Here is a 22,469-nt window from a genome sequence, read left to right on the forward strand (position 1 = left end):
GCTCATCGGGGAGCCATCCTGATCGCACCGTCCAGACGAATCACTTCGCCGTTCAGCATCGGGTTCTCGACGATGTGCACCGCCAGCGCACCGTACTCGTCCGGATCGCCGAGGCGGGCCGGATGCGGCACCTGCTTGCCCAGCGACTGCTGCGCCTCCTCGGGCAGCGAGCCCAGCAGCGGGGTCTTGAACAGTCCGGGCGCGATGGTGCACACGCGGATCAGCTCGCGGGACAGATCGCGGGCGATCGGCAGGGTCATTCCGACGACGCCACCCTTGGACGCGGAGTACGCCGCCTGGCCGATCTGGCCCTCGAAGGCCGCGACGGACGCGGTGTTGATGATGACACCGCGCTCCTCCCCGAGCGGCTCGTTCTTGGCGATGCGCTCTGCCGACAGCCGCAGCACATTGAAGGTGCCGATCAGGTTGACCTCGACGACCTTCTTGAAGGCATCCAGCGGAAACGGGCCGTCCTTGCTCAGCGTCTTGGCCGCGTTGCCGATGCCGGCGCAGTTAACGTTGATGCGGACCGGGCCCATCGACTCGGCGACATCGAGCGCCTTGCTGACCGCGGCCTCGTCGGTGACGTTGGTCTCGACGAACTTGGCACGGTCACCGAGCGCTGCGACGGCGTCTTCGCCCCGCAGATCGATCACCACAACAGATGCGCCCCTGTCGAGCAGCCGTTTGGTGGTCGCCAGGCCCAGCCCGGAAGCTCCCCCGGTGACGACGGCTACGGCGTCTTTGATCTCCACTTGGTGTGTTCCCTCTCTGTTGGAAAGACCCGGCGTCAAACCCAGTCTCGGAGTACGGCTTCGGTGTCGGCGCCCGCCGGACCGGGCGGGGTCGGGGTGGGCGGCACGCTGCGCGAGAACCGCGGCGCGGGCATCGGCTGCAGGTAGCCGCCGGGGGCCGAATCATCGCGGTAGAAGGTGTCGCGCTCGGTGATGTGCGGTTCGGACTCGACCTCGCCGAAGGACAGCACCGGCGTCACGCACGCATCGCTGTCGGCGAAGACCTTGGCCCAATGGTCGCGATCTTTGGCGGCGACGGCATCGGCGATCGCCGCACGCAGTTCGGGCCAACGGCCCATGTCGTTCTGGTCGGGCAGATCGGCACCTTCGAGGCCCAGGCCCTTGATCATCTCGGCGTAGAACTGCGGCTCGATCGCACCGATCGCGATGTGCTTGCCATCCGCGCATGTGTAGGTGTCGTAGTAGGGGGCGCCGCCGTCGAGCATGTTCACGCCACGCTCGTCCGACCACAAGCCGTCCTGACGAAAGCCCCAGATCATCTGCGCCAGAACGCTGGACCCGTCGACCATCGCGGCGTCGACCACCTGACCCTTGCCGGACGTCTGCCGCTCCCACAACGCGGAGAGGATCCCGACGAGCAGGAACATCGACCCGCCGCCGAAATCACCGGTCAAGTTCAGCGGCGGCACGGGTCGCTCACCGGCGCGCCCGATCGAGTGCAGCACCCCGTTGAGGGATATGTAGTTGATGTCGTGTCCGGCCTGCAGCCGCCGCGGTCCGGTCTGGCCCCACCCCGTCATGCGGCCATAGACCAACCGCTCGTTGACCTTCGCGCAATCCTCGGGGCCCAAGCCCAACCGTTCGGTGACGCCGGGGCGCAGTCCCTCGATCAGCACGTCGGCCTTGGCGACCAACTTCAGCACCAGCTCGCGACCCTCGTCGGACTTCAGATCAGCGGTCACCGACCGGCGATTGCGCAGTGCGGTTTCCCGCCGGGAGCTCGGAATGCCGCCCAGCTTTCCCGGCCGATCGATGCGCACGACGTCGGCGCCGAGGTCGCCGAGGATCATCGCAGCGTGCGGACCTGGGCCGATGCTGGCCAGTTCGATGACACGCAATCCCTGAAGTGGTCCAGCCATACCCAATTACCGCCCTTCGTCCGACTAGCGCTGTCGACGCCGACATAGCTTACTTGTATAACCAAGTGGTTCGGTCCTAGGGTGCAGCAATGACAACCGTCGACTCGAGCGCGCAGACCTACAGCGGTATCGACGACCTGCTCGTCGATCTGGCCGACGGTGTGCTGTCGCTGACCATGAACCGGCCGGACAGCCTCAATTCGTTGACCGCCGCGATGTTCAGGACCATCACCTCGACATTGGAACAGGCCGCCACCGATCCGCGGGTCAAGGTCGTGCGCCTCGGCGGTGCAGGTCGGGGCTTCTCGTCGGGCGCGGGCATCAGCGACGAGGACCAGGCACAGAAGTCGGTCGACGGGCCCGAATCGGTTCTCAATGCCGCCAACGACGCCGTGCGGTCGATCGTCGACCTGCCACAGCCGGTGGTCGCGGTCGTGCAGGGGCCATGCGCCGGTGTCGGTGCCTCGTTGGCGTTGGCGTCCGACGTCGTAATGGCCTCGGAGAAGGCGTTCTTCATGCTGGCCTTCACCAAGATCGGGCTGATGCCCGACGGTGGAGCCTCGGCGTTGATCGCCGCGGCGGTCGGTCGTATCCGCGCCATGCGGATGGCCTTGATGGGTGAACGAATCAGCGCCGGCGATGCTTTCGACTGGGGTCTCGTCACCGCCGTGCATCCCGCCGAGGAACTCGACGCCGAAGCGGACAAGGTGATCTCGGCACTCATGGACGGCCCCGCCGTGTCCCTTCGGAAGACCAAACACGCCATCAACGCCGCAACGCTCACCGAGCTGGAGCCCGCGATCGCCCGCGAGACGGAGGGCCAAATGGTGCTGCTCGTCTCGCACGACTTCCGTGAAGGCGCACGCGCTTTCCAGGAGCGCAGGAAGCCGAACTTCACCGACTCCTAACCACAGAAAATCGGTGGACTCGGTCACCTTCGATCGGCGACCATCGGTTGGTGAGTACGCACTTCGAGACACCACAGCCGGTGCGCGACGCCGGCGGTTGGCGCGTGCTCGCACCGTTTCAGATCCGCGAGTACCGCCTGCTGATCGCGGCGGTGACGCTATCGATCTTCGCTGACGGCATGTTCGCCGTCGTGCTTGCCCTACAGGTCATCGAGCTCGACAACAACCCGGTGTCGTTGTCGATCGTGATGACGTGCTTCGGCGCCGCCTTCGTCGCGTTCGTTCTGGTCGGTGGGATCACCGCTGACCGGATGAACCAGCGCAAGATCATCATCGGCGTCGAGACGGTGAACGTCGTGGCGGCATCAGCGGTCGCAAGCCTGGGACTCCTTGGCGCGCTGCAGGTCTGGCATCTGGCTCTCGCGGCCACCGCAATGGGAACCGCCGCCGCGTTCTTCTTCCCGGCATACAGCGCGATCCTGCCGAGGATCCTGCCCGCCGAACAACTGTTGGCCGCCAACGGTGTCGAAGGCGTGGTGCGCCCGGTGTTCCAGCGCGCGGTCGGTCCGGCCGTCGCAGGCATGTTGATCGGTGCGACCTTCCCGGCGGTGGGTTCTGTTGTGGTCGCCGCACTCTTCGCCACCGGCCTCGTCCTGCTGATCGCGACGAGACCGGCGGCGTCGACGCCGCCGCAAAAGCCCGAAGTCGAACGCGCGCACGTGTTGCGCGATCTGCGGGACGGCTTCGTGTTCATGCTCCGCACGCCGTGGCTGCTGTGGACGCTGCTGTTCGCGAGCATGTTCGTGCTCGTCGTGCTCGGACCCATCGAGGTACTGCTGCCGTTCATCGCCAACGACCGGTTCGACGACGGAGCGCGCACGTACGGCTTCATCCTGGCGTTCTTCGGAATGGGCAGCGCCCTTGGCGCGCTTGCGGTCTCGTCAGGCCGGCTACCCCGTCGCTACCTGACGGTGATGATGGCGATGTGGGGTCTTGGCTCCATCCCATTGGTGGTCGTCGGCTTCACGTCATCGTTCACCTGGATGGCAGTCGCGACGTTCGTCGTCGGCGTCACGGACGGTGCGGGCATGGTCATCTGGGGCACGCTGCTGCAGCGGCGGGTACCCACCGAGATGCTGGGCCGGGTATCGAGCTTGGACTTCTTCGTCTCGCTGGCGTTCATGCCGCTGTCGTTCGCGATCGTCGGCCCGCTGTCGAAAGTCGTTCCGATGCAGACGATCTTCCTGGTGGCCGGCATCGCTCCGGCGATACTGGCGGCCATTGCGCTGGTTGCGGCGAAGATGCGTCAGGACGAGTTGGCGCATCCATTGCGCTAAACGCCGAAAAGGGGTGGAAGTGCCAGCACCATGACCAGTCCCCAGAAAAAGTGGGTCAGCATCGGTGCGAGCACCCCCCCGGTGATGCGGCGCTCGATCGCACAAACGGTGCCGAGGACCACCGCCGCGAAACCCAGCATCGGGTTACCGGTAGCGACGCCCGTCGCGATCACATACAACACCGTCGACACCAGCACCGCATGAAACCGTCCGAGCGCGGTGTAGAGAGCGCCGCGGAAGAACATCTCTTCGGCCACGCCGTTGACGACGGTGATGAACGTGACCAATAGCAGTGGCCCATAGTTGGCAAATTCCAGTACCTGAGTGATGTATTCGCGCACAGGAGGAATTTCGCGGGCGATTAATCCGCCCACGATGAAGACGGCTCCGAGCAAAAGGCCCACCGCGGTCCCAGTGATCCACGGGCGCTGGTTGCGGCCACGGAACCGAATGCAGCCGAGGTGCAGCGGGCCCGACAACAACGCGCCGGCCGCCCACACCGCGGCCAGCGCCAACGTCAACCAGTAGAACGAGGCGTCTCCAGGCGGCAGGGCCAGCGAATAGCCAAGCAGCACAGCGCCGATGACCAACACGATGGCAACGATGATGCGTCGGCGGCGGATCAGGATAGGCGGCTCGTGGTGCGGTACCGGGCAGGTACCGACGATGTCCCTGACCTCGGCCAACCATCGCGGCCGAGTTACGGGTGGTTCGGTCACGCCGACTTCGCCTTCGGTACGAGGCCGATGGCGGTGTCCAGTCCGGTGCGCACAGCCGCGGCGAGGGGTCCTGGCACGACGCCGAGCAGGCCCAGCGCCGGTCGCGCAAACGAAGGCGTGATGTGGCTGGCCAACTGCCGAATGCGGAAGGTGTCACCGCCCGCCCACACCGGGTCCGTGTCGGCGAGATGGTGCGGATCGGCGAGTGCGTCGACGGGTTGCGGTTTGCGACTCTCGAGAGCCCTGGTGATGGCCTCGTCAATCCCGACGAGGCCATCGGGCGGGTCGGGCACCAAGTCACGAAGGCCGTTGCCGGAGGCCATCATCGGGTGATCGAGCGACTCCACAAGATCGGCGGCCAGGCCGCCTGGCACCGGCAGCACCGCCGATGTCACCAACGACACCAGCCCGATATCCACTCCGTTGACCGGCAGTTCGGCCCGCCATTTGCCGGAAATGCGTGCGCACGCGCGGAGCAGGTCAGCATAGGAGGACCTCTCCGGACCGTGGATGTCGTACGCACCGGCAGGAACCTTCTCGTCCGCGGCGGCGACCAAGTAGTAAAGGACATCCTGTATGGAGATGGGGTCGATCGGATTGACCGACCACCCCGGCATCGGCATCAATAGGAACCGGTCGGTGACATAGCGCAACATCTCGAACGACGTCGAACCCGACCCGATGATCATCGCCGCGCCCAGCCAGACCACCTCCGGTCCGCCATCGACGCGGAGCGCTTCGGCGACTTCGGCCCGGCTGCTCAGGTGCTCGGAGAGGTCGTCGTCGTCGGGAACGAACCCGCCCAGGTACACGATCCGGCGAACGCCGGCATTCTTGGCCTCGTTCGCCACGTTGGCCGCCGCCCGGTTGTCCGCCTCGCGAAAGCCCGGCTGCCCGATGCCGTGGACGAGGTAGTAAACGACGTCCACGGGTCCGGCGGCTGCGAACGCATGCCGCACCGACTCCTGGTTGTGGGCGTCCAGCGCCACCCCGGTGACGCGGTCCTGCCAGCCGAACTTGGCGAGCCGCGCGGGGCTTCGGGTGGCGGCGACAACGTCGTGGCCCGCGTCCAGCAGGGCGGTGACGAGCCGCGATCCGACATAGCCGGTGGCGCCGGTGACCAGGATTCGCAGTTTGCTCACCGTACGGCTGTACCCGGACTGCGCGGGATCGCAACCTTAAGGCGCTCAGCTGTTGTTCGCGTCACGGTGCAGCTCGATGAGTGCCTGATACACCTGCGCGTTGTGCCGGTTGTGCGCCACTTCGGCGTCGCTGAGATCGCGCCGCGTCTTGCCGGGCACGCCGGCCACCAACGACCGCGGCGGTACGACGAAGCCCTGCGGCACCAATGCGCTCGCAGCGATCAGCGAGCCCGCGCCGATCTTGGCGCCGTTGAGTATGACCGCACCCATCCCGATGAGGCAGCCGTCTTCGACCTCGCAGCCGTGCAGCACGGCGTTGTGCCCGACGCTGACGTTGGCGCCGATGCGGACTGGAAAGCCGGGGTCGACGTGGATCGTGACGCCGTCCTGGATGTTGGTGCCCGCGCCGATCTCGATCGGTTCGGCCTCAGCCCGAAGTGTCGCCCCGTACCAGACACTGGTGCGGGCGCCGAGCGTCACCTGACCGATCAGGCTCGCGTTGGGCGCGACCCAGCTCTCGGCGTGCAGCGACGGCGCACGCCCACGGATGGGCACGATGAGCGGCTCAGGCATGCGCGACATCGTAAGTCACGAGCCGTGTCATATTGACGAGGTGACATCAGCGCCGACAGCACTCGAGGTCGTCGATGGCGTCGACCTGAACGGCAAGGTCTGCGTCATCACCGGCGCATCGGCCGGCCTGGGCAGGGAGTCGGCGCGCGCACTCGCCACGACCGGTGCGCACGTCATCCTCGCCGCGCGCAATCGGGCCGCCCTCGCCGACACCGAGGCGTGGGTTCGCACCGAGGTTCCCGATGCCAAGACGTCGACGGTGGAACTGGACCTCACCTCCCTGGCCGCGGTCCGGTCGGCTGCCGAAGCCATCGGTGCCATGGCGTCCGCGATTCACGTGCTGATGAACAACGCGGGAGTCATGTTCACACCGTTCGGCCGAACGACCGATGGTTTCGAAATGCAGTTCGGCACCAACCATCTCGGCCATTTTGAACTCACGCACCTACTCGAGCCGCAGCTCGGCGCGGCCGGGGGTGCGCGCATCGTGAACCTGTCGTCGGACGGGCACCGGCTGGCCGACGTCGACCTCGACGACCCGAATTGGCAGCACCGCGAGTACGACAAGTTCGCGGCGTACGGCGCTTCGAAGACAGCCAACATCCTGCACGCGGTCGAACTGGACCGGCGCCTGCGCGACCGGGCCATCAGGGCGTACGCGGTGCATCCGGGCGTGGTGGCGACGTCACTCGCGCGCCACATGTCGCGCGACGACTTCACCGCCCTGACGGAGTTCGTCTCGTCGGATCCCGGCCAGCAGAAGGTCGACGTACGCCGCGACTTCACCATGCCCGAGCAGGGCGCGGCCACCCAGGTGTGGGCTGCGGTGAGCAGCGATCTCGCCGACGTCGGATCGGTGTACCTGGCGGACTGCCGGATTCAGGACGACCAAGGAGGCCCAGCGCCCTACGCGACGGACGCCGCGCAGGCACAGCGTCTGTGGGAAGTCTCGGAGCGCCTCTGTACGAGCGCGGGACACTGACTCATGGCCGGCGTCGTGCACCTGCGGTCATACGACGATCGCGACCGCGACGACGAGGAAACCGGCAAGGTGATCAGCGCGACCGTCGAACTGCTCCGCGAGGTGCCGTATTCCGACATCACCATGCAGGCGATCAGTAAGCGCGCAGGCATCTCCATCGGCTCGCTGCGGGAGCGCTTCTGGTCGACAGACGCGATCGTCGCCGAGATCTACCTCGCCCGACTGCGGGCCGTTCCGTTGGATGTCGACATCGAACGTGATGCCAAGGAACGCATCGTCGCGCAGTTCTCCCATCTGGTGATGTTGTTGGCCGACGAGCCCGGCCTGGCGGCCGCCTGCTCGAGCGCACTGGTGTGCAGCGACCCGTCCGTGCGGTCCGTGCTGGAGCGCATCAACGCCGAGTATCACCGGCGGGTACGCACCATGCTCCGCTCGGGCGCGTGGCCGGAGGTGACGCAGACGCTCGAATTCGGTCTCGTCGGGGCGCTGGTCCATGCGAGCTGCGGTGTCAGCGATTTCCAGCAGACCGCCGACGACCTCGCCTGCATGGTCGCGACGGTATTGCCCGACGGCAGCTAGGCCCCCTGATAGACCTTGCGGTAACTCGACGGGGACATCCCCACTCCGCGGCGCAGATGATGCCGAAGGTTGCCACCTGAGCCCAGGCCCGACAATCTGGCCACCTCGTCGACGGAGTGGTCGCGCGACTCGAGCAGTTGACGCGCAAAATCGATGCGGCGGCTTCGAATCCACGCGCCGGGCGCCTGACCGGTCTCCTCGCGAAACCGCCGATTGAAGGTGCGCGCGCTCATCTTGGCATGCCGGGCCAGCCGCGGCACCGTGAGCTCTTCGTCGAGATGCTGCAGCGCCCATTCGCGAGTCGCGGCGGTCGAGTAGTGATCGGGAGCGGGCACCTGTCGGTCGATGAACTGGGCCTGTCCGCCTTCACGCCACGGTGGTACGACGCAATATCTCGCGACGGTGTTGGCCACCTGCGAGCCGTGATCGGATCGAATGATGTGCAGGCACAGGTCGATTCCCGCCGCCAAACCCGCGGACGAGAGCACATCGCCGTCGTCGACGAAGAGCACGTTCTCGTCGACGCGCACAAGCGGGTGCAACCGGCGTAGATCGTCGGCGAATCGCCAGTGGGTGGTGGCAGGCCGCCCGTCGAGCAGTCCTGCCGCCGCGAGCACAAATGCGCCGGTGCAGATCGACACCAGTCGGGTGCCGGGACGAATCAGCGCCAAGGCGGCGGCGACGTCCGGTGTCAGCCTGCCGTCGACTCGCGCGGCCGGGTACCGCGTGCCGGGGATGACAACGGTGTCGGCGGTGGCCAGCGCTTCCGGTCCGGCCTCGGCGACCACGGCGAATCCCGTCGTCGCGGCCACCGGGTCGCGCGACAGCGCACACGTCACCACCTCGTAGAGACGGTTGCCGTCGGCGTCGCTCGCATTCGAGAACATCATCGGCGCGATGGTGGCGTCGAACCCCACCACGGGCGGCAACAGCAGGACGGCGACACGGTGCACGCCCCCAGTTTGGCATGTTTTTGACGAATGCTGTCATTCATGCCACTAGTCGCCGCAGGCCGTGGTGAACCACAGTGATGCGGTGACGTCGACCGCCGCGCGCCGGACCGTGCCCAGAGTCCACTGGGCCTGGGTCGTGGCGGCCGTGAGCTTTGTCGCGATCCTCGGCGCGGCGGGCTTCCGCTCGGTCCCAGGCGTGATGATGAACCCGCTGCACCACGAGTTCGGGTGGTCGCACGGCGTGGTCGGGCTGGCGATGTCGGTCAACATGACGCTGTTCGGTCTCACCGCGCCGTTCGCCGCGGCTCTGATGGACCGCTTCGGCGTGCGGCCGGTGCTGTCGGGGGCGCTGCTCATGATCGCGAGCGGTTCGGCCCTGTCGGTGACGATGACGGCGAGCTGGCAGCTGGTCCTGTTGTGGGGTGTGCTCGTCGGCGCGGGCACCGGTGCGATCTCGATGGGCTTCGTCGCCACGATCGCGACGCGCTGGTTCGAGGCGCGGCGCGGCCTGGTGACGGGCGTGCTGACCGCCGCTAGTGCGACGGGGCAACTGATCTTCTTGCCGATCGTCGCCGAGGTCACCACCCGGCACGGCTGGCGCTGGGCATCGCTGATCGTCGCGGCGGCAGCGCTGTGCGTGGTTCCATTGGTATTGGTGTTCATGCGAAATCATCCGCAGGACAAGGGTTTAACGGCATACGGTGCGACGGCTGTCACTGAACCGGCGACGGTGCCCGCGTCGAGTTTCCGCGCCGCATTCGACGGACTGCTGATCGGCGCGCGTGTTCCGGCGTTCTGGCTGCTGGCGGCCAGCTTCGCGATCTGCGGCATGACGACGAACGGATTGATCGGCACGCACTTCATTCCGGCGGCCAATGACCACGGCATGCCGACGACCGTCGCGGCCGGCCTGCTGGCCACCATCGGCATTCTCGACGTCGCGGGCACGGTGTTCTCGGGCTGGCTCACCGACCGGGTCGATCCGCGCCTGTTGCTCGTCGCCTATTACACCGGCCGCGGCGTCTCGCTGCTGGCGTTGCCTTCGCTGCTTTCGCCGCACGCCGAACCCAGCACGTGGGTGTTCGTCATCTTCTACGGCCTGGACTGGGTGGCCACCGTCCCGCCGACGATCGTGCTGTGTCGGAATTACTTCGGCAGCCGCTCCCCCATCGTGTTCGGCTGGGTTTTCGCCTCCCACCAGCTGGGCGCGGCGATGGCCGCCGCCGGCGCCGGATGGCTACGCGATCTGCAGGGCGGCTACGACACCGCGTTCTACCTCGCCGGGGGCCTGTGCTTCGTCGCGGCGGCGTTGTGTGGCAAGATCCGCAACTCGCAGGTCAGAGCACCTGCGACGTAGGTTTGACGGGGTCTTCGCTTTGGTGATGCCGCATTCGGCGTTTTAACATGCGATGCACTAAAGACCTGAGGAGCACTTACGTGAAGACCCGCACCAGCAAGGCCATTGGCGCCGTCGCCGGAATCGCCGCGATCGCCGTATCGGTGCCGATGGCTGTGACCGCTTACGCGCAACCGTCCACCGAGCCGGCACCGACGCTCGAGATCCCCGATCCCCAGGGTTCGGGCTGCGATGCCTTCAAGACGTCGGTGCCGAGCTACAAGGATCTGGCGAACGTTCCGGTGGGCACCGCGCTGCAGAGCATCCCGGACGTCAGCACCTTCTACTCGGCGATCTCGGGCGGTTTGAACCCTGCGGTCAACATCGTCCCGGTTCTGGAGAACGGCCCGTACGTCGTCTTCGCGCCGACCAACGAGGCGTTCGCCAAGCTGGCTCCGGCTCAGCTCGATGCGCTCAAGGCCGATCCGGCCGCGCTCAGCGATCTGGTTTATTACCACGACTTCCTCGGCCTCCTCGGCAACGAGGACGTCAAGGGCCAGCGGCCGACCCAGCAGGGCGCGGAGATCAAGGTCGAGGGCGACGGCGGCGACATCAAGGTCAACGACACCGCCAAGGTTCTCTGCGGTGCGATCTTCGCCAAGAACGCGCGGATCTATCTGATCGACACGGTGCTGGATCCCAAGACGCCGCCGGACGCGCTCACGCCGACGAGCACGTCGAGCACGTCCACGACCACCACGACGACGACCACGACGCCGACGGCACCCCCCACTGCGGGAGCCGCGGAGGCGCCGACCGAGCCGATGCCTGCCGCGGACGCTCCGATCGGCTAGGGCTTACAGGCCACGCCGGCCGAGCCGGCTATAGGCCACGCCGGCCGAGCCGGCTACAAGCCGAGGTCGCGGCCGATGATCTCCTTCATGATCTCGGTCGTGCCACCGAAGATCGTCTGGATGCGTCCGTCGACGTAGTCGCGCGCAACGCGGTACTCCAGCATGTAGCCGTAGCCGCCGTGCAACTGCACGCACTGGTCGACGATCTTCTTGGCGACCTCGGTGGCCCACCACTTTGCCTTGGCCGCCTCGACGGCGGTCAGCTCTCCGTCGACGACACCCTGCAGACACCGGTCGATGTAGTTTTCGGTGACCTCGAGTTCGGTGTCCATCTCGGCGAGCAGGAACCGGTTGTGCTGGAAACTGCCGATCGGCTGGCCGAACGCCTTGCGGTCCTTGGCGTATTGCAGTGTCTGCCGCCAGGTTTCGCGGGCGCCCGCGACGGCGGTGATCGCGATCGAGAGCCGCTCCGAGGGCAGGTTGGTCATCAGGTGGTAGAAGCCACGACCTTCCTTGCCGAGCAGGTTGGCGCCGGGAACGCGGACGTTCTCGAAGTGCAGTTCGGACGTGTCCTGCGCGTGCAGGCCCATCTTCTCCAGCTTGCGGCCGCGCGTGAAACCCTCCATCCCGCGCTCGACGACGAGGAGCGAGAAGCCCTTGTGTCCGGCCTCGGGGTCGGTTCGGGCGACGACGACGACGAGGTCGCTGTTGATGCCCGACGAGATGAAGGTCTTGGAGCCGTTGACGATCCAGTCGTCACCGTCGCGCACCGCCGACGTGCGGATGCCCGCCAGGTCGCTGCCCGCACCGGGTTCGGTCATCGCGACGGCGATGATGGTCTCGCCGCTCGTGATTCCGGGCAGCCAACGCTGCTTCTGCTCGTCGTTGGTCAGGTCCTTGAAATACGGCCCGACGACGTCGTTGTGCAGGCTCAGCGCGGGCGCGGGGACGCCGGCCTTGGCGATCTCCTCGTCGATGATCGCGTTGAACCTGAAATCGTCGGTGCCGCCGCCGCCGAACTCTTCGGGCATGTTGAATCCGATGAGTCCGTGCTTGCCCGCGGCCACGTAGGCCGACCGGTCGACGATGCGGTCCTCTTCCCACTTCTCAGTGTTGGGGACCAGTTCGCTTTCGATGTAACCCCGGACGGTGTCGCGGAACGCTTCGTGCTCGGCGTCGTAGATCGTGCGCTTCACTTGGTTTCTCCTACTTGGCTCACTTGGCTTTCCAGACCGGCTGACGCTTCTCTGCGAAGGCCAACGGCCCTTCCTTTGCGTCCTCGGAACGGATGAGCGTTCCGATTTCACGCGTGGTCCTCATCCAGCCGGCCTCGTCGCCGGTGATGACGCCGTCGTCGACACCCATCGCGACCCGCTTACTTGCCCACACCGCCAGCGGTGCGTTGCACGTAATCCGTTCGGCCAGAGCGATTGCCGCGTCGACGGCGGTGCCGTCGGGGACGACCTGGTTGACGAGCCCCCACTTGAGCGCATCGGCGGAACTGATCGGCTCGCCGGTGAAGAGCAGCTCCATCGCCACTTTGCGCGGCAGATGATCGACGATGCGGAACACACCACCGGCGGCGGCGATCAGCCCTCGCTTGACTTCGGGCAAGCCGAACTTTGCGCGCTCTTCCGCGACGACGAGGTCGCTGGCGAGTGCGAGCTCGGTTCCGCCGCCGAGCGCGGTGCCGTTGACGGCCGCGATGGTCGGCTTGTCGATGTAGTGGTGGACGTATCCCGCGAAGCCCCACTCGCTGTGGTCGGGATGGAACAAGTTCTCGCGGCGCGAGATGGCCTTGAGATCCGCTCCGGCGCAGAATGATTCGCCTGCACCGGTGATGACGACGGCGCGAACCTCGGGATCGTCCTGCGCTGCTTGTAGGGCATCGCCGACCGCGATGCTCACCGCGCCGTTGACGGCGTTGCGCGCCTCCGGCCGGTTGATCGTGATGACAAGGACGTTGCCCCGCCGCTCGGTGAGAGCGGCGGGAGCGGTCACCTCAGCGGTCACAGTAGCTCGATGATGGTGGCGTTGGCCTGGCCGCCACCCTCACACATGGTCTGCAGGCCGTACTGAATTCCCTTGTCCCGCATGTGATAGAGCATCGTGGTCATGATGCGTGCGCCCGAGCCGCCGAGGGGGTGGCCCAGCGCGATGGCACCGCCGTTGGGGTTGAGCTTCTTCTCGTCGGCGCCGATGTCCTTGAGCCATGCCAACGGCACCGGGGCGAACGCCTCGTTGACCTCGAACACGCCGATGTCCTCGAGCCGCAGGCCCGAGCGCTTCAGCGCCTTCTGCGTGGCCGGAATCGGCGCGGTCAGCATGATCACCGGGTCGGCGCCGGCCAGCGTGGCGGTGTGCACCTTCGCAAGTGGCTTGAGCCCCAAGGACTTCGCCTTCTCGGCGGACATGAAGAGGATGGCGGCCGAGCCGTCGGAGATCTGGCTGGAGTTACCCGCGTGAATCACGCCGTCCTCTTTGAACGCCGGCTTCAGGCCCGCCATCTTCTCGATGGTGGTGCCACGGCGGATGCCCTCGTCCTTGAGCACCGCTGAGCTTTCCGAGCCGTCCGTTACCTTGATGCCGACGATCTGGTCGTCGAAGGCGCCGGCATCCTGTGCGGCGGCGGCCTTCTCATGGGAGTCCAGCGAGTACTGGTCGACTGCGGTGCGGTCGAAGCCCCACTGCTCGGCGATCATCTCGGCGCCGATGCCCTGATTCGGAGTCTGGCTGTAGCGGTTGCGGAAGGCCTCCGGGTAGGGATGCCCGCCGTTGGCCAGCGAGGCGCCCATCGGGGTACGCGACATCGACTCCACACCGCCGGCGACGACGACGTCGTAGTGTCCGGCGACCACACCGGCTGCGGCGAAGTGGATGGACTGCTGGCTCGACCCGCACTGGCGGTCGACGGTCACACCGGGCACGCTCTCGGGCCAGCCCGCCGCCAGCACGGCGGTACGCGCGATGTCGAGGGCCTGCTCGCCGGCCTGCATGACGCAACCCCAGATGACGTCGTCGACGATGCCGGGATCGATGCCCGCGCGCTCGGCGAGACCGTTGAGCACCTGCGCCGACAGCTCGCCGGGGTGAACACCCGACAAGCCGCCGTTGCGCTTGCCGACTGGCGATCGTACAGCCTCGACGATGACGGCTTCAGCCATGACCCATCTCCTTTGAAAGTCGTGTAAGTCCCGAAGGGTAATCCCGAAAGTAGAGAACAAAGTTTACTAGGTCAACCTACTGGTTGGTAGGTCACACTTCAAACCGCCTGACATCCGGTAGGCAGACGACTTACCGCTGTGAATTCGTTACGGTCAAACGCGTCCGACCCGCAATCAAAGAACTGTATGGCTCGTTAGGCGGTCTGGCCGTCGCGTACGCAGCACCACGACGGAAGACCAATCACGGAGCGTCAGCGCGGTCCTTCTGCCACGTCACGTGCACGGGGATGTCATCGCTCCACGGCTGCCCCGTGACCATGTCGGACACGTTGACGTAGCCCCGCTCGAACTCCCCCGTCGCCGCGTCGACCAACCGGTACTCCTGACGCTGCCGGTGAAACGGTTGCGCATCGAGGATGATGACGCGCACCTCGCCGGGGTCGAAGTTGCACCGCTTCTGCATCGCGGCGATCAGCTGCTCGTTGTGCATATGGCCGTCGCCGAAATTCCAGCCGACCGCGGTGCTGCAGAGCCGCTCGCCTTCGGTGATCACGTAGTCATCCTCGTTGCGGCCGGCGAGCGCATTGTGCACGAGCGTCAGCAGCGCCTTGCCGTGAGAATTGAAACCGCGGAACGCGTATCCCTTGTAGAGGTAGATCATCGCCTGTTCGGGACTGCCATAAACCTTTTCGAGTTGCGAGGCAGGCATGCTGGCGATGGCGACGAGTCCGCGCTCGATTTTCTCGTTGGCGGACGGCTTGATGCACCACCACGAGGTGTCCCAGTTTCCGGCGTAGTACCGCATGCCGGGCAAGAACGAGATCTTCCGCGGGAACAGGTTGCCGAGCACCACGATGATGGCCAGCAGCAGGAAGAGCGCAACGGGCAGCGGCGTGGTCATGTCGGACAGCCCGACCTCGGCGTGGCGGACGAAAAGCGTGATGACGCAGAACATCATGAAGACGTTCCACTCCAGCGGCACGCCCATTGGGATCGCCGACAGGATGCCGAAGTGAAAGCACAGCATGACGAACGCCGCGATGTACGTCGGCCAGCCGCCGTGAGAGAACAGCAGTGCCAACGGGACCAGCATCTCGATCACGGTGCTGAAGTGAGCGATGAACCGCGAAACCGGGCCAGGACGCAGATCGTCGGGGAACCGCTCGAAGAACCGGCGCTTGAGCCACTTCGTCCGGATCAGCGGATTGTTCGACATCATCGTCGAGATCACGAATGGGAAGTGCTTGTTGAGTTTCGACGTGGCCGCACCCATCCAGATCGCCACACAGACCAGCTTGGCGGCGATGATCATGTCGACCCCGTACCCCACGAACAGGAACGCCACGACGAACGAGCCGTACACCTCACCGCGGGCGGCCAGGAAGATCACCTTGTCGCGCAGACCCGCCAGTGCCAGCAGACCGAGAATGGTCCAGATCTGCCACATCGGCAGCACGCCGATCTCCGTGCCGAGCGCAGGAACCGGTCCGGTGCCGTCGGAGAACAGCCCGATGAGCAGCACCACCAGCAGCGCGCCGTAAAGCACGACGTCGACCGGCGTGCGGGTGTCGCCCTTGGTCAGCGGTATGCGGTTCGGCCACGGTGGCAGCCGGATGGTACTGGGCCGCAACCAGTACAGGATCGACCCCAGCGGCGGGAAGAACCGATTGTTCAGCGGGCCGAAACCGCAGCCGAGGCCGATGACCTCGAACAGCATGGTGTACAGCACAACCTTCTGGAACACGATCGGTTCGGTCCACCACTGCGCGACGTTGGTGAACCCGTCCACGCCTGTCGTGGCGAGCGCGAACAGCCAGCCGCCGAGGATGTAGAGCAGGATCTTGACGACGTAGAACAGATGCATCACGACAGGCGTGCCGAAGCCCACCTCGGCCCAGTGTTCGGCCATCGGCCGGATCTTCTCGGAGCGTGAACCCTTGCTCCACTCGGCGAAGTCGACGACGGGCATGTCGGGCTTGAGGAATCCCATGGCGGAAAGACTAGAACGTGTTCTAGGCCGGTGGAATCAGTTCGCCGGACTCGGGCCAGCTACGCGGCCTCAGCCTTGGCCGGCGGTCGGTAGAAGATCGCCAGCTGGCCGATGCCACCAGCCAGCCCGAGGCCCAGCGAGATAGCCAGCCCCCACCAGCCATGCAGGAAGTCGTAGAGAGCCGAGGAGCGGAACAATGCGTAGTCGAGGCTGTACTTCCCGGCCCCGATGGTTGCGATGCCGACCGCCGATGCCGCCAGCACCAGGTTGTACTCCCAGCCTTCCTTGACGATGAAGAAGCCGTTGGGCCGGTGAACGGTCCAGGCGGCTACGAGCATCAGCGCGACGAAGCCAGCGGCGGGGATCGGGGTCAATAGCCCGAGCGCCAGCCCGATGCCCGCCGACATCTCGGTGGTGGCGGCGATCCGGGCGTGGAACATGCCTGGCTTCATGCCCATGCTGTCGAACCAGCCGGCGGTGCCCTTCAAGCCACCCTTCCCAAAGAACTTGTTATAGCCGTGCGCAGCCATCGTGAGACCGAGCACGACTCGCAGGATCAGCAGGCCTATGTCAGCAGCGGAGTCGTATGCAGTCATGGGTACAAAATCTAGGCCATGTGTTAAGTCGCTGCCCAGCCCCCATCCACGCCGAGGATGGCCCCGTGGACGTTCGCGGCGGCGACCTCGGCTGGGGTGCTCATCCGACGCGACGGAAGCCGGGCCAGCACGGGTTCGACGTGGTCTGCGAATTCGAGCTGGCGCTCGGTGGCGACCGGACCCGGCGATGCTCTTCTCGAGGTCGGCGACGGCACAGTCAGAGCCCAGCTTCCAATCGTTCGATGTACTCATCGATATCGCCGATTGCCGACTCGGCCGCGTGCACGCCGATCGCGATGATGTCACCGATGCCTCCGACCACGTGCGTCAGTCCCATCATCGGCGATAGTCCAGCAACGGCAGTCGCCACCTTCACGGGTGCACCACCGAAGGTGAAGTCTGCGGCACCGAAGTTCACGCTGGACACCACGGTGTTGCCCGTCACGCGCGACACGCGGACATCGGGATCGAATCGGTCCATGCCCCACCGCAACAACGGCGCGGGTGTCGCAGCGAAGGCCAGGTCCGCCTTACGTATCGCGGGGTGCGCGGCTCGGCGGCGCCGCGCACCGAGGTCGGCAGCGATACGCGCAAGGCGTTCTGCCTCGGGGAGCTCCGGGTATAAGCCGACACCGACGTTTCCGAAGTGGTTGTACGCCAAGCGCGGTGGCGGCTTTGCCATCGGCACCTCGGCACCCAGGCTCGAGGGGTCATCGCCGAGACTCTGCAGCTGAGCAGCGAGAGCGCCGGAGACCGCCGACATCGCTGCGACCGTCACGGTGGGGCCAGACAGATCTGAACGTTGCCGCACCACGGTCCGCACGTGTCGCGGCCCCGCCGGTCGCGCATTGGTCCGCAGCGCCTGACGCAGATCGGCCGGTGGCGGAACCCTTCCCGCATCAGTGTCTTCCAGCATCTGGCGATGCGCTCGCGCAGCACGAAACCCTGTGATCGGCAGATTAAAGATCCCGGAGTGCGGGGCATCGATTCCCGGTACGACACCATCACGTCGTCCGAACATGATCGCGGCCGGCGCCGAGGTTCGCCCGCCACCGCCAAGCGCGTGCGAGATCTGCAGTACCGCGACCGTGCCCGGGCCTGCCACTCCGGGTACACCGTCGACGCCGATGAAAACATGCAGCCGCCACGCCGCCACCCGCGCATCCAGCCGTTCTGCAGTCAGATCAAGCACCCGGGCCAAGCACGCCTGGAAGGTGCGGTCTTCGATGTCGTGCACAACGAACAGCGACCGGTCGACGTCGCGATGGACCCAGGCGGGATAGGTGAGGGGTCCGCCGTCGTCGATACGCACCGTCAGGTCAGGACATCGACGGGCCTCCTCGGCGATCTGCTCGATGGCCGCTTCTGGGTCGGCGGGCACACCGGCGAAACCGTAGAGCAGGACGGTGTCGTTCGGGATCTTCGCCGACATCCAATATGTCTGCGCATCCACAGCAGACAGTCGGCGGACCGGCATGGAGCCCAGGCTAGCCCGGGTGCCCCAGGAAGTCGGCGATGTGGCGGCCGATGACGCCAGGTTGTTCGAGTTGCAGGAAGTGCCCGGCGCGTTCGACGACCTCCACCTTGCTGCCGTCGGGCAGAATTTTCTCAACCCAGTGCGCGTAATCGGCGGTGGCACAGCCGTCATCGTGACCGTGCAGATAAAGGGTGGGAACTGTGGGCGCCGACAGCCAGTGCTCATGTAGCGCGGCATACGGTGCCGGCGCCTTGGGACTGCGCGCAACGGCGCGGTAGTAACCGAGCGCGGCTCGCCAACGATCCGGGGCGCCGATGGCAGCCTGGACATGACGCACATCCTCGTCGGCCTGATACCCGGGCGACCACTTCCGCCACAGCCGCGGCACGATCCATTCGGCGGAACGTTCCGGCAGCCAAGGCAACTGGAAGAACAGGATGTACCAACTCTTCAGCAGCTGCGCCGGCAACGTCGCGACCAGTCGCCCGGCATCGGGCACCCGACCGCCTGGCGGATTGAACGATGCGCTCGGCGGAACGGACATGATCACGGCCTTCTTGAACGGGCTGTCGGGCATCGCCGCCAGTCCCGCACCCGCGATGGCACCCCAGTCGTGACCGATCATCACATCGCGACCGGTGGGCCCGACCGCGTCCAGCACGCGCAGCGCATCGTCCATCAGCGCACCGATGTGATAGCTACCATCCGACGGTAACGACGACGGCGCATAGCCCCGATTGAACGGCGCGACCACCCGCCAGCCCGCGTCGACGAGTAACGGCGCAATCTTGCGCCATCCATGCGCGGTGTCGGGAAAACCGTGTAGGCACAACGCGATCGGAGCATCTTCCGGACCCCACGACTGAACGCGTAGCTGTACCGCCGGGGTCGCGACGTCGATCGTGTCGGGTTCGAGCATCAGACGGGTTCGAACTCCGAAATCAGCCAACGGCCATCCACCTTGTCCATCGTCACGCGAACGCTCGACGCGGTATCGGACGGCGCATCCTTGCCAACGACCACGGTTTGGTTCACGAAGACCAACACCACGGCATGCTTCGGGTCTGCCGACACCGATGCCACGGCCGGAACGGATGCCACCGCGGAGATCTGCTTCTCCCTGGCTCCCGGAATCACCACATCGTTGATCAACGAGGTGTACGAATCTCGGAACTCACCGGTCAGCAGGTCGCGGGCCGAGTTCAGCTGCTGTTCGACGGTGTCCGGCTTATACGACAGCATCTTGATCGTGCTGTCCTTGGCCGCGTTCATCGATTCGAACGCCGGAGAGGGATGTTGCTCTGATGCTACGGGCGGTAACGCCCCGTAGTCGTTTGAAATGTACTCCCAGCGCAAGAATCCGGCCGCAAGCGCGAGCAACAGCGCAAGGCCCGGCAGCACGCCATACGCGAGAACGCGTGGCCACGCGATTCGACGCTTGACTCCGACGGGTTCTGATTCGTCGGTGGGTTGTGAATTGTCGTCAGGCTCCGCGGAATCGTCGGTGGACTTGTCCGACTCTTCGGACTCAGCGGACTCGAGCGACACCTCACCGGACGCCGTGGTCGCGTCAGCGGGCTCAGTCGCTTCATCCGCCGTTTGCACGGTGTCCTCGGCAGGCCCCTGTTCGGGGGTTTTTGTGTCGTCCGGCACGTCAGTCGGTTCCTTCTCGCTCTTGGGGCCGCCCGGGGGCATCCGGTGTCTGCTACTCACGGCACGAACTCGACGTTTGACACCTTGGCGTCACCACCGACCTTCTCGACCGAGATACGCATTCGCCAGGAGCGCGGCTGCTGTTCAGGTGCGCCCGCATTCGTGGTGTTCACGGTGACCGCGACGAGTACCTGGGCTCCGTTCTCCGATTCTGACTCCAGTCCGGCCTCTGAGATGGAGCCCACCGATTTCGACTGCGCCTGTTTGACGACCTCGACGAACGGCGCTGCGCGGTTCTGGAAGTCGTCGTAGAAGGTGCCCGTCGAAGAGTCCAGAACACGCTGCACATCGGTTTCGGCGTGCTGCCAGTCGATGGTCGTGAGGTTGAGCGCGCCCTGGCGGCCGACCTGCAGGAACAGCTTGCGCTGCTCTTCGGCCTTGTACGACTTATACGCATTGAACCCCAACCAGCCGGTCAGCCCGGCTAGAGCCACCACCGCTACGAGCCCGGCAATCGTCGCGAGCCGAACGTGCGACATCCGCGACTTTGCAGGCGCAGCCTCCTCGTCGTAGTCCTCGGCGTCCCCGTCAGCCGGGTCGGGCTCGTCCGCGTCAGCTCCGACTGCGACTCGCTCTTCGCGCTTGTCCTCCTCGACCGCGGTCGATTCGGGCTCAGCGGCGACGCTGTCGAGTTCGGCGGCGATAGCCTCCGTCTCGCGGTCTTTTCTGCTGACCTCGGCCGGTTCGGTTTCCGGGGTCGACTTGCTCACGTCCCCGTCGCCGGGCGCAACATCGTCTGCCATGTTCATTCCTCTGCGGCACTTCAGGCCAGGTCGACTTCGGTATACACGTCGGCTCCAAAATACGTGCAAGCTGCGCGGGCGTGGTCGGCGGGCGCGGCTCGCCTCATCTCCCGTGACGTGAGCGCTGTTTGGGCGCCTCATTTCCTTAAAGCGATAAATAGTTTACGGTTTAGGAAAATCGCGTAGTCCGGAGGGAGCCCAAACAGGTGCGCATCATCGTCACCGGCGGCAATAGCGGCGTGGGTAAGGCGACAGCAACAGCACTGGCCGCGGCAGGCCACGACGTGGTGATCGCGTGCCGAACCCTGAGCAAGGGGCACGAGGCGGCAGCCTCCATCAACGGAAATGTCGACGTGGCCGAACTGGACCTTGCCGACCTCGGAAGCGTCCGCAAGTTCGCCGACACGATCGACCATGTCGATGTCCTGGTCAACAACGCCGGTGTCCTTGGCCTGCCCCTCGGTCGTACCGCCGACGGCTTTGAGGCACACATGGGGACTAACCACCTCGGCCACTTCGCGCTGACGTGCCTGCTCGGTGACCGGATACGCAATCGTGTCGTTACGGTCGCCAGCAGCAACCACGCCCTGGCCCGGATGCACTTCGACGATCTCAATTGGCACACCCGCCGCTACAACCCTTGGTCGGCGTACGGAGAATCCAAGCTGGCGAACATTCTTTTCGTGCAGGAGCTGGCGCGGCGGGGCCGGACCGCTTACGCGTCCGATCCCGGCATGACCGCCACCGAAATCACCCGCGACGGCTCCAAACTGCTGCGGTGGGCCGGCCGCACTCTATCCCCGCGCATCGCCCAAAGCCCCGCCGACGGTGCCCGCTCCACCATCCAGGCAGTCAGCACCGATCTGCCGAGCGGGACGTACATCGCACCCCGTGGGCTTTTCCATCAATGGGGTAGGCCGAAACCGACAAAGCTCGCGGCACATGCACGTGATCCAGAGACCGCGCGCAGGCTGTGGGAACTGTCCGCGGAACTGACCGGCTGCGATTGGCAGGAGAGCTCCTCATGACGACCGACTCTATATACGTCAGACCCCAAACCCGGCTTGCTCCCAGCCCGACACCCGAATCGAAGGCCTTCTGGACAGGCGGACGCAACGGGCAGCTGTTGATCAACCGCTGTCACGGCTGCGGGCGCTTCTTCCATCCGCCCGGACCGGCGTGTTGGCGCTGTCGAAGCAATGACGTGGCACCAGAACCCGTGTCCGGCCAGGCCACCGTTGCGGCCTACACCATCAACCGGCAGCCATGGATACCCGGGCTCGATCCGCCGTACATCGTCGCGATGGTCGAACTCGCAGACGAGCCCGACGTCCGGCTCATCACCAACGTTGTCGACGTATCCGCGGATGACATCCACGTCGGCTTGCCGGTCGAGGTGTTCTTCGAAGACTGGCCGGCGCTAGCGGGTGAAGACGATAGCCGGGTGTGGCTTCCGCTGTTCCGTCCTGCCGTGCCTTGAGCGCTGATAGTATGACAGTTGACTGTCAA

23 protein-coding genes and 1 pseudogene are annotated in these 22,469 nt (G+C 65.7%); 8 read left to right on the forward strand and 16 right to left on the reverse strand.

Going from position 1 to position 22,469, the window contains the following annotated elements; translation table 11 throughout:
- Positions 1–2 precede the first annotated feature (2 nt).
- Both M1248_RS12310 and M1248_RS12315 read right to left on the reverse strand, forming a co-directional pair.
- Positions 3–755, reverse strand: a complete 753-nt coding sequence (locus M1248_RS12310; RefSeq protein ID WP_163730240.1) for a 3-hydroxyacyl-CoA dehydrogenase — start codon at positions 753–755, stop codon at positions 3–5.
- 35 nt (positions 756–790) lie between these two features.
- Entirely contained in the window at positions 791–1,894 is a 1,104-nt protein-coding gene (locus M1248_RS12315; protein WP_163730241.1) for a CaiB/BaiF CoA transferase family protein, read from the reverse strand.
- 89 nt (positions 1,895–1,983) lie between these two features.
- Between M1248_RS12315 and M1248_RS12320 the strand changes: the two genes are divergently transcribed.
- Positions 1,984–2,802 carry an enoyl-CoA hydratase gene (locus tag M1248_RS12320; RefSeq protein WP_163730242.1) on the forward strand — a complete coding sequence of 273 codons (819 nt, stop codon included), beginning with the start codon at positions 1,984–1,986 and terminating at the stop codon, positions 2,800–2,802.
- 50 nt (positions 2,803–2,852) lie between these two features.
- Positions 2,853–4,139: a tetracycline efflux MFS transporter Tet(V) gene (tet(V), locus tag M1248_RS12325; protein WP_317148490.1), complete on the forward strand. Its 1,287-nt coding sequence runs from the start codon at positions 2,853–2,855 to the stop codon at positions 4,137–4,139.
- Here the strand turns inward: tet(V) and M1248_RS12330 are convergent.
- From M1248_RS12330 to M1248_RS12340, 3 genes are read right to left on the reverse strand one after another with little or no spacing between them, the layout of a single operon-like run.
- Positions 4,136–4,858 carry a CPBP family intramembrane glutamic endopeptidase gene (locus M1248_RS12330; RefSeq protein ID WP_410506654.1) on the reverse strand — a complete coding sequence of 241 codons (723 nt, stop codon included), beginning with the start codon at positions 4,856–4,858 and terminating at the stop codon, positions 4,136–4,138. The genes tet(V) and M1248_RS12330 overlap by 4 nt on opposite strands.
- The gene (locus M1248_RS12335) at positions 4,855–6,000 is read right to left on the reverse strand and encodes an NAD(P)H-binding protein (RefSeq protein WP_317148491.1); all 1,146 of its coding nucleotides are present in this window, start codon (positions 5,998–6,000) and stop codon (positions 4,855–4,857) included. The genes M1248_RS12330 and M1248_RS12335 overlap by 4 nt, the downstream gene beginning before the upstream one ends.
- A gap of 45 nt (positions 6,001–6,045) precedes the next feature.
- Positions 6,046–6,582, reverse strand: a complete 537-nt coding sequence (locus M1248_RS12340; RefSeq protein WP_174262081.1) for a gamma carbonic anhydrase family protein — start codon at positions 6,580–6,582, stop codon at positions 6,046–6,048.
- Between the two features lie 31 nt (positions 6,583–6,613).
- Between M1248_RS12340 and M1248_RS12345 the strand changes: the two genes are divergently transcribed.
- Positions 6,614–7,555, forward strand: coding sequence for an SDR family NAD(P)-dependent oxidoreductase (locus M1248_RS12345; protein ID WP_317148492.1), 942 nt, complete (start codon positions 6,614–6,616; stop codon positions 7,553–7,555).
- A gap of 3 nt (positions 7,556–7,558) precedes the next feature.
- Entirely contained in the window at positions 7,559–8,134 is a 576-nt protein-coding gene (locus M1248_RS12350) for a TetR/AcrR family transcriptional regulator (protein WP_317148493.1), read from the forward strand.
- On the opposite strand, the gene M1248_RS12355 is transcribed toward M1248_RS12350, so the two are convergent.
- Positions 8,131–9,087: a GlxA family transcriptional regulator gene (locus M1248_RS12355; RefSeq protein ID WP_163730249.1), complete on the reverse strand. Its 957-nt coding sequence runs from the start codon at positions 9,085–9,087 to the stop codon at positions 8,131–8,133. The two genes, M1248_RS12350 and M1248_RS12355, sit on opposite strands and share 4 nt — an antisense overlap.
- An 82-nt stretch (positions 9,088–9,169) precedes the next feature.
- Here M1248_RS12355 and M1248_RS12360 point away from each other — a divergent pair, with 82 nt between their 5' ends.
- Positions 9,170–10,444 (forward strand): MFS transporter, encoded by a 1,275-nt coding sequence (locus M1248_RS12360; RefSeq protein ID WP_163730250.1) that lies wholly within the window; start codon positions 9,170–9,172, stop codon positions 10,442–10,444.
- Between the two features lie 80 nt (positions 10,445–10,524).
- Positions 10,525–11,277: a fasciclin domain-containing protein gene (locus M1248_RS12365; protein ID WP_317148494.1), complete on the forward strand. Its 753-nt coding sequence runs from the start codon at positions 10,525–10,527 to the stop codon at positions 11,275–11,277.
- 53 nt (positions 11,278–11,330) lie between these two features.
- Here M1248_RS12365 and M1248_RS12370 read toward each other — a convergent pair whose 3' ends face one another.
- The 10 genes and pseudogenes from M1248_RS12370 to M1248_RS12415 form a co-directional block, all read right to left on the reverse strand.
- On the reverse strand, positions 11,331–12,473 hold the full coding sequence (locus M1248_RS12370; protein ID WP_163730252.1) for an acyl-CoA dehydrogenase family protein: 1,143 nt from the start codon (positions 12,471–12,473) through the stop codon (positions 11,331–11,333).
- Positions 12,474–12,492: 19 nt separating this feature from the next.
- Positions 12,493–13,290, reverse strand: coding sequence for a crotonase/enoyl-CoA hydratase family protein (locus tag M1248_RS12375; protein WP_317148495.1), 798 nt, complete (start codon positions 13,288–13,290; stop codon positions 12,493–12,495).
- On the reverse strand, positions 13,287–14,441 hold the full coding sequence (locus M1248_RS12380) for a thiolase family protein (RefSeq protein WP_317148496.1): 1,155 nt from the start codon (positions 14,439–14,441) through the stop codon (positions 13,287–13,289). Before M1248_RS12380 ends, M1248_RS12375 begins: the two co-directional genes overlap by 4 nt.
- A gap of 241 nt (positions 14,442–14,682) precedes the next feature.
- Entirely contained in the window at positions 14,683–16,431 is a 1,749-nt protein-coding gene (locus M1248_RS12385) for a DUF3556 domain-containing protein (protein ID WP_317148497.1), read from the reverse strand.
- A 59-nt stretch (positions 16,432–16,490) separates the two neighbouring features.
- Positions 16,491–17,027, reverse strand: coding sequence for a DoxX family protein (locus M1248_RS12390; RefSeq protein WP_317148498.1), 537 nt, complete (start codon positions 17,025–17,027; stop codon positions 16,491–16,493).
- A gap of 23 nt (positions 17,028–17,050) precedes the next feature.
- A pseudogene (locus M1248_RS12395) lies at positions 17,051–17,275 on the reverse strand (short-chain dehydrogenase); the annotation flags it as partial.
- Positions 17,245–18,504, reverse strand: a complete 1,260-nt coding sequence (locus tag M1248_RS12400) for a WS/DGAT domain-containing protein (protein WP_317148499.1) — start codon at positions 18,502–18,504, stop codon at positions 17,245–17,247. The gene M1248_RS12400 and the pseudogene M1248_RS12395, both read right to left, overlap by 31 nt.
- A 10-nt stretch (positions 18,505–18,514) precedes the next feature.
- Positions 18,515–19,423: an alpha/beta fold hydrolase gene (locus M1248_RS12405; RefSeq protein WP_317148661.1), complete on the reverse strand. Its 909-nt coding sequence runs from the start codon at positions 19,421–19,423 to the stop codon at positions 18,515–18,517.
- Positions 19,423–20,217 (reverse strand): hypothetical protein, encoded by a 795-nt coding sequence (locus M1248_RS12410; RefSeq protein ID WP_317148500.1) that lies wholly within the window; start codon positions 20,215–20,217, stop codon positions 19,423–19,425. Before M1248_RS12410 ends, M1248_RS12405 begins: the two co-directional genes overlap by 1 nt.
- The gene (locus M1248_RS12415) at positions 20,214–20,960 is read right to left on the reverse strand and encodes an Mce protein (protein ID WP_317148501.1); all 747 of its coding nucleotides are present in this window, start codon (positions 20,958–20,960) and stop codon (positions 20,214–20,216) included. Before M1248_RS12415 ends, M1248_RS12410 begins: the two co-directional genes overlap by 4 nt.
- 206 nt (positions 20,961–21,166) lie before the next feature.
- Here M1248_RS12415 and M1248_RS12420 point away from each other — a divergent pair, with 206 nt between their 5' ends.
- Entirely contained in the window at positions 21,167–21,988 is an 822-nt protein-coding gene (locus M1248_RS12420) for an SDR family NAD(P)-dependent oxidoreductase (protein WP_317148502.1), read from the forward strand.
- Positions 21,985–22,440 (forward strand): Zn-ribbon domain-containing OB-fold protein, encoded by a 456-nt coding sequence (locus M1248_RS12425; protein ID WP_317148503.1) that lies wholly within the window; start codon positions 21,985–21,987, stop codon positions 22,438–22,440. Before M1248_RS12420 ends, M1248_RS12425 begins: the two co-directional genes overlap by 4 nt.
- Positions 22,441–22,469: the final 29 nt, after the last annotated feature.

It is taken from the genome of Mycobacterium sp. 29Ha (assembly GCF_032883055.1).
GTDB lineage: Bacteria > Actinomycetota > Actinomycetes > Mycobacteriales > Mycobacteriaceae > Mycobacterium > Mycobacterium gallinarum.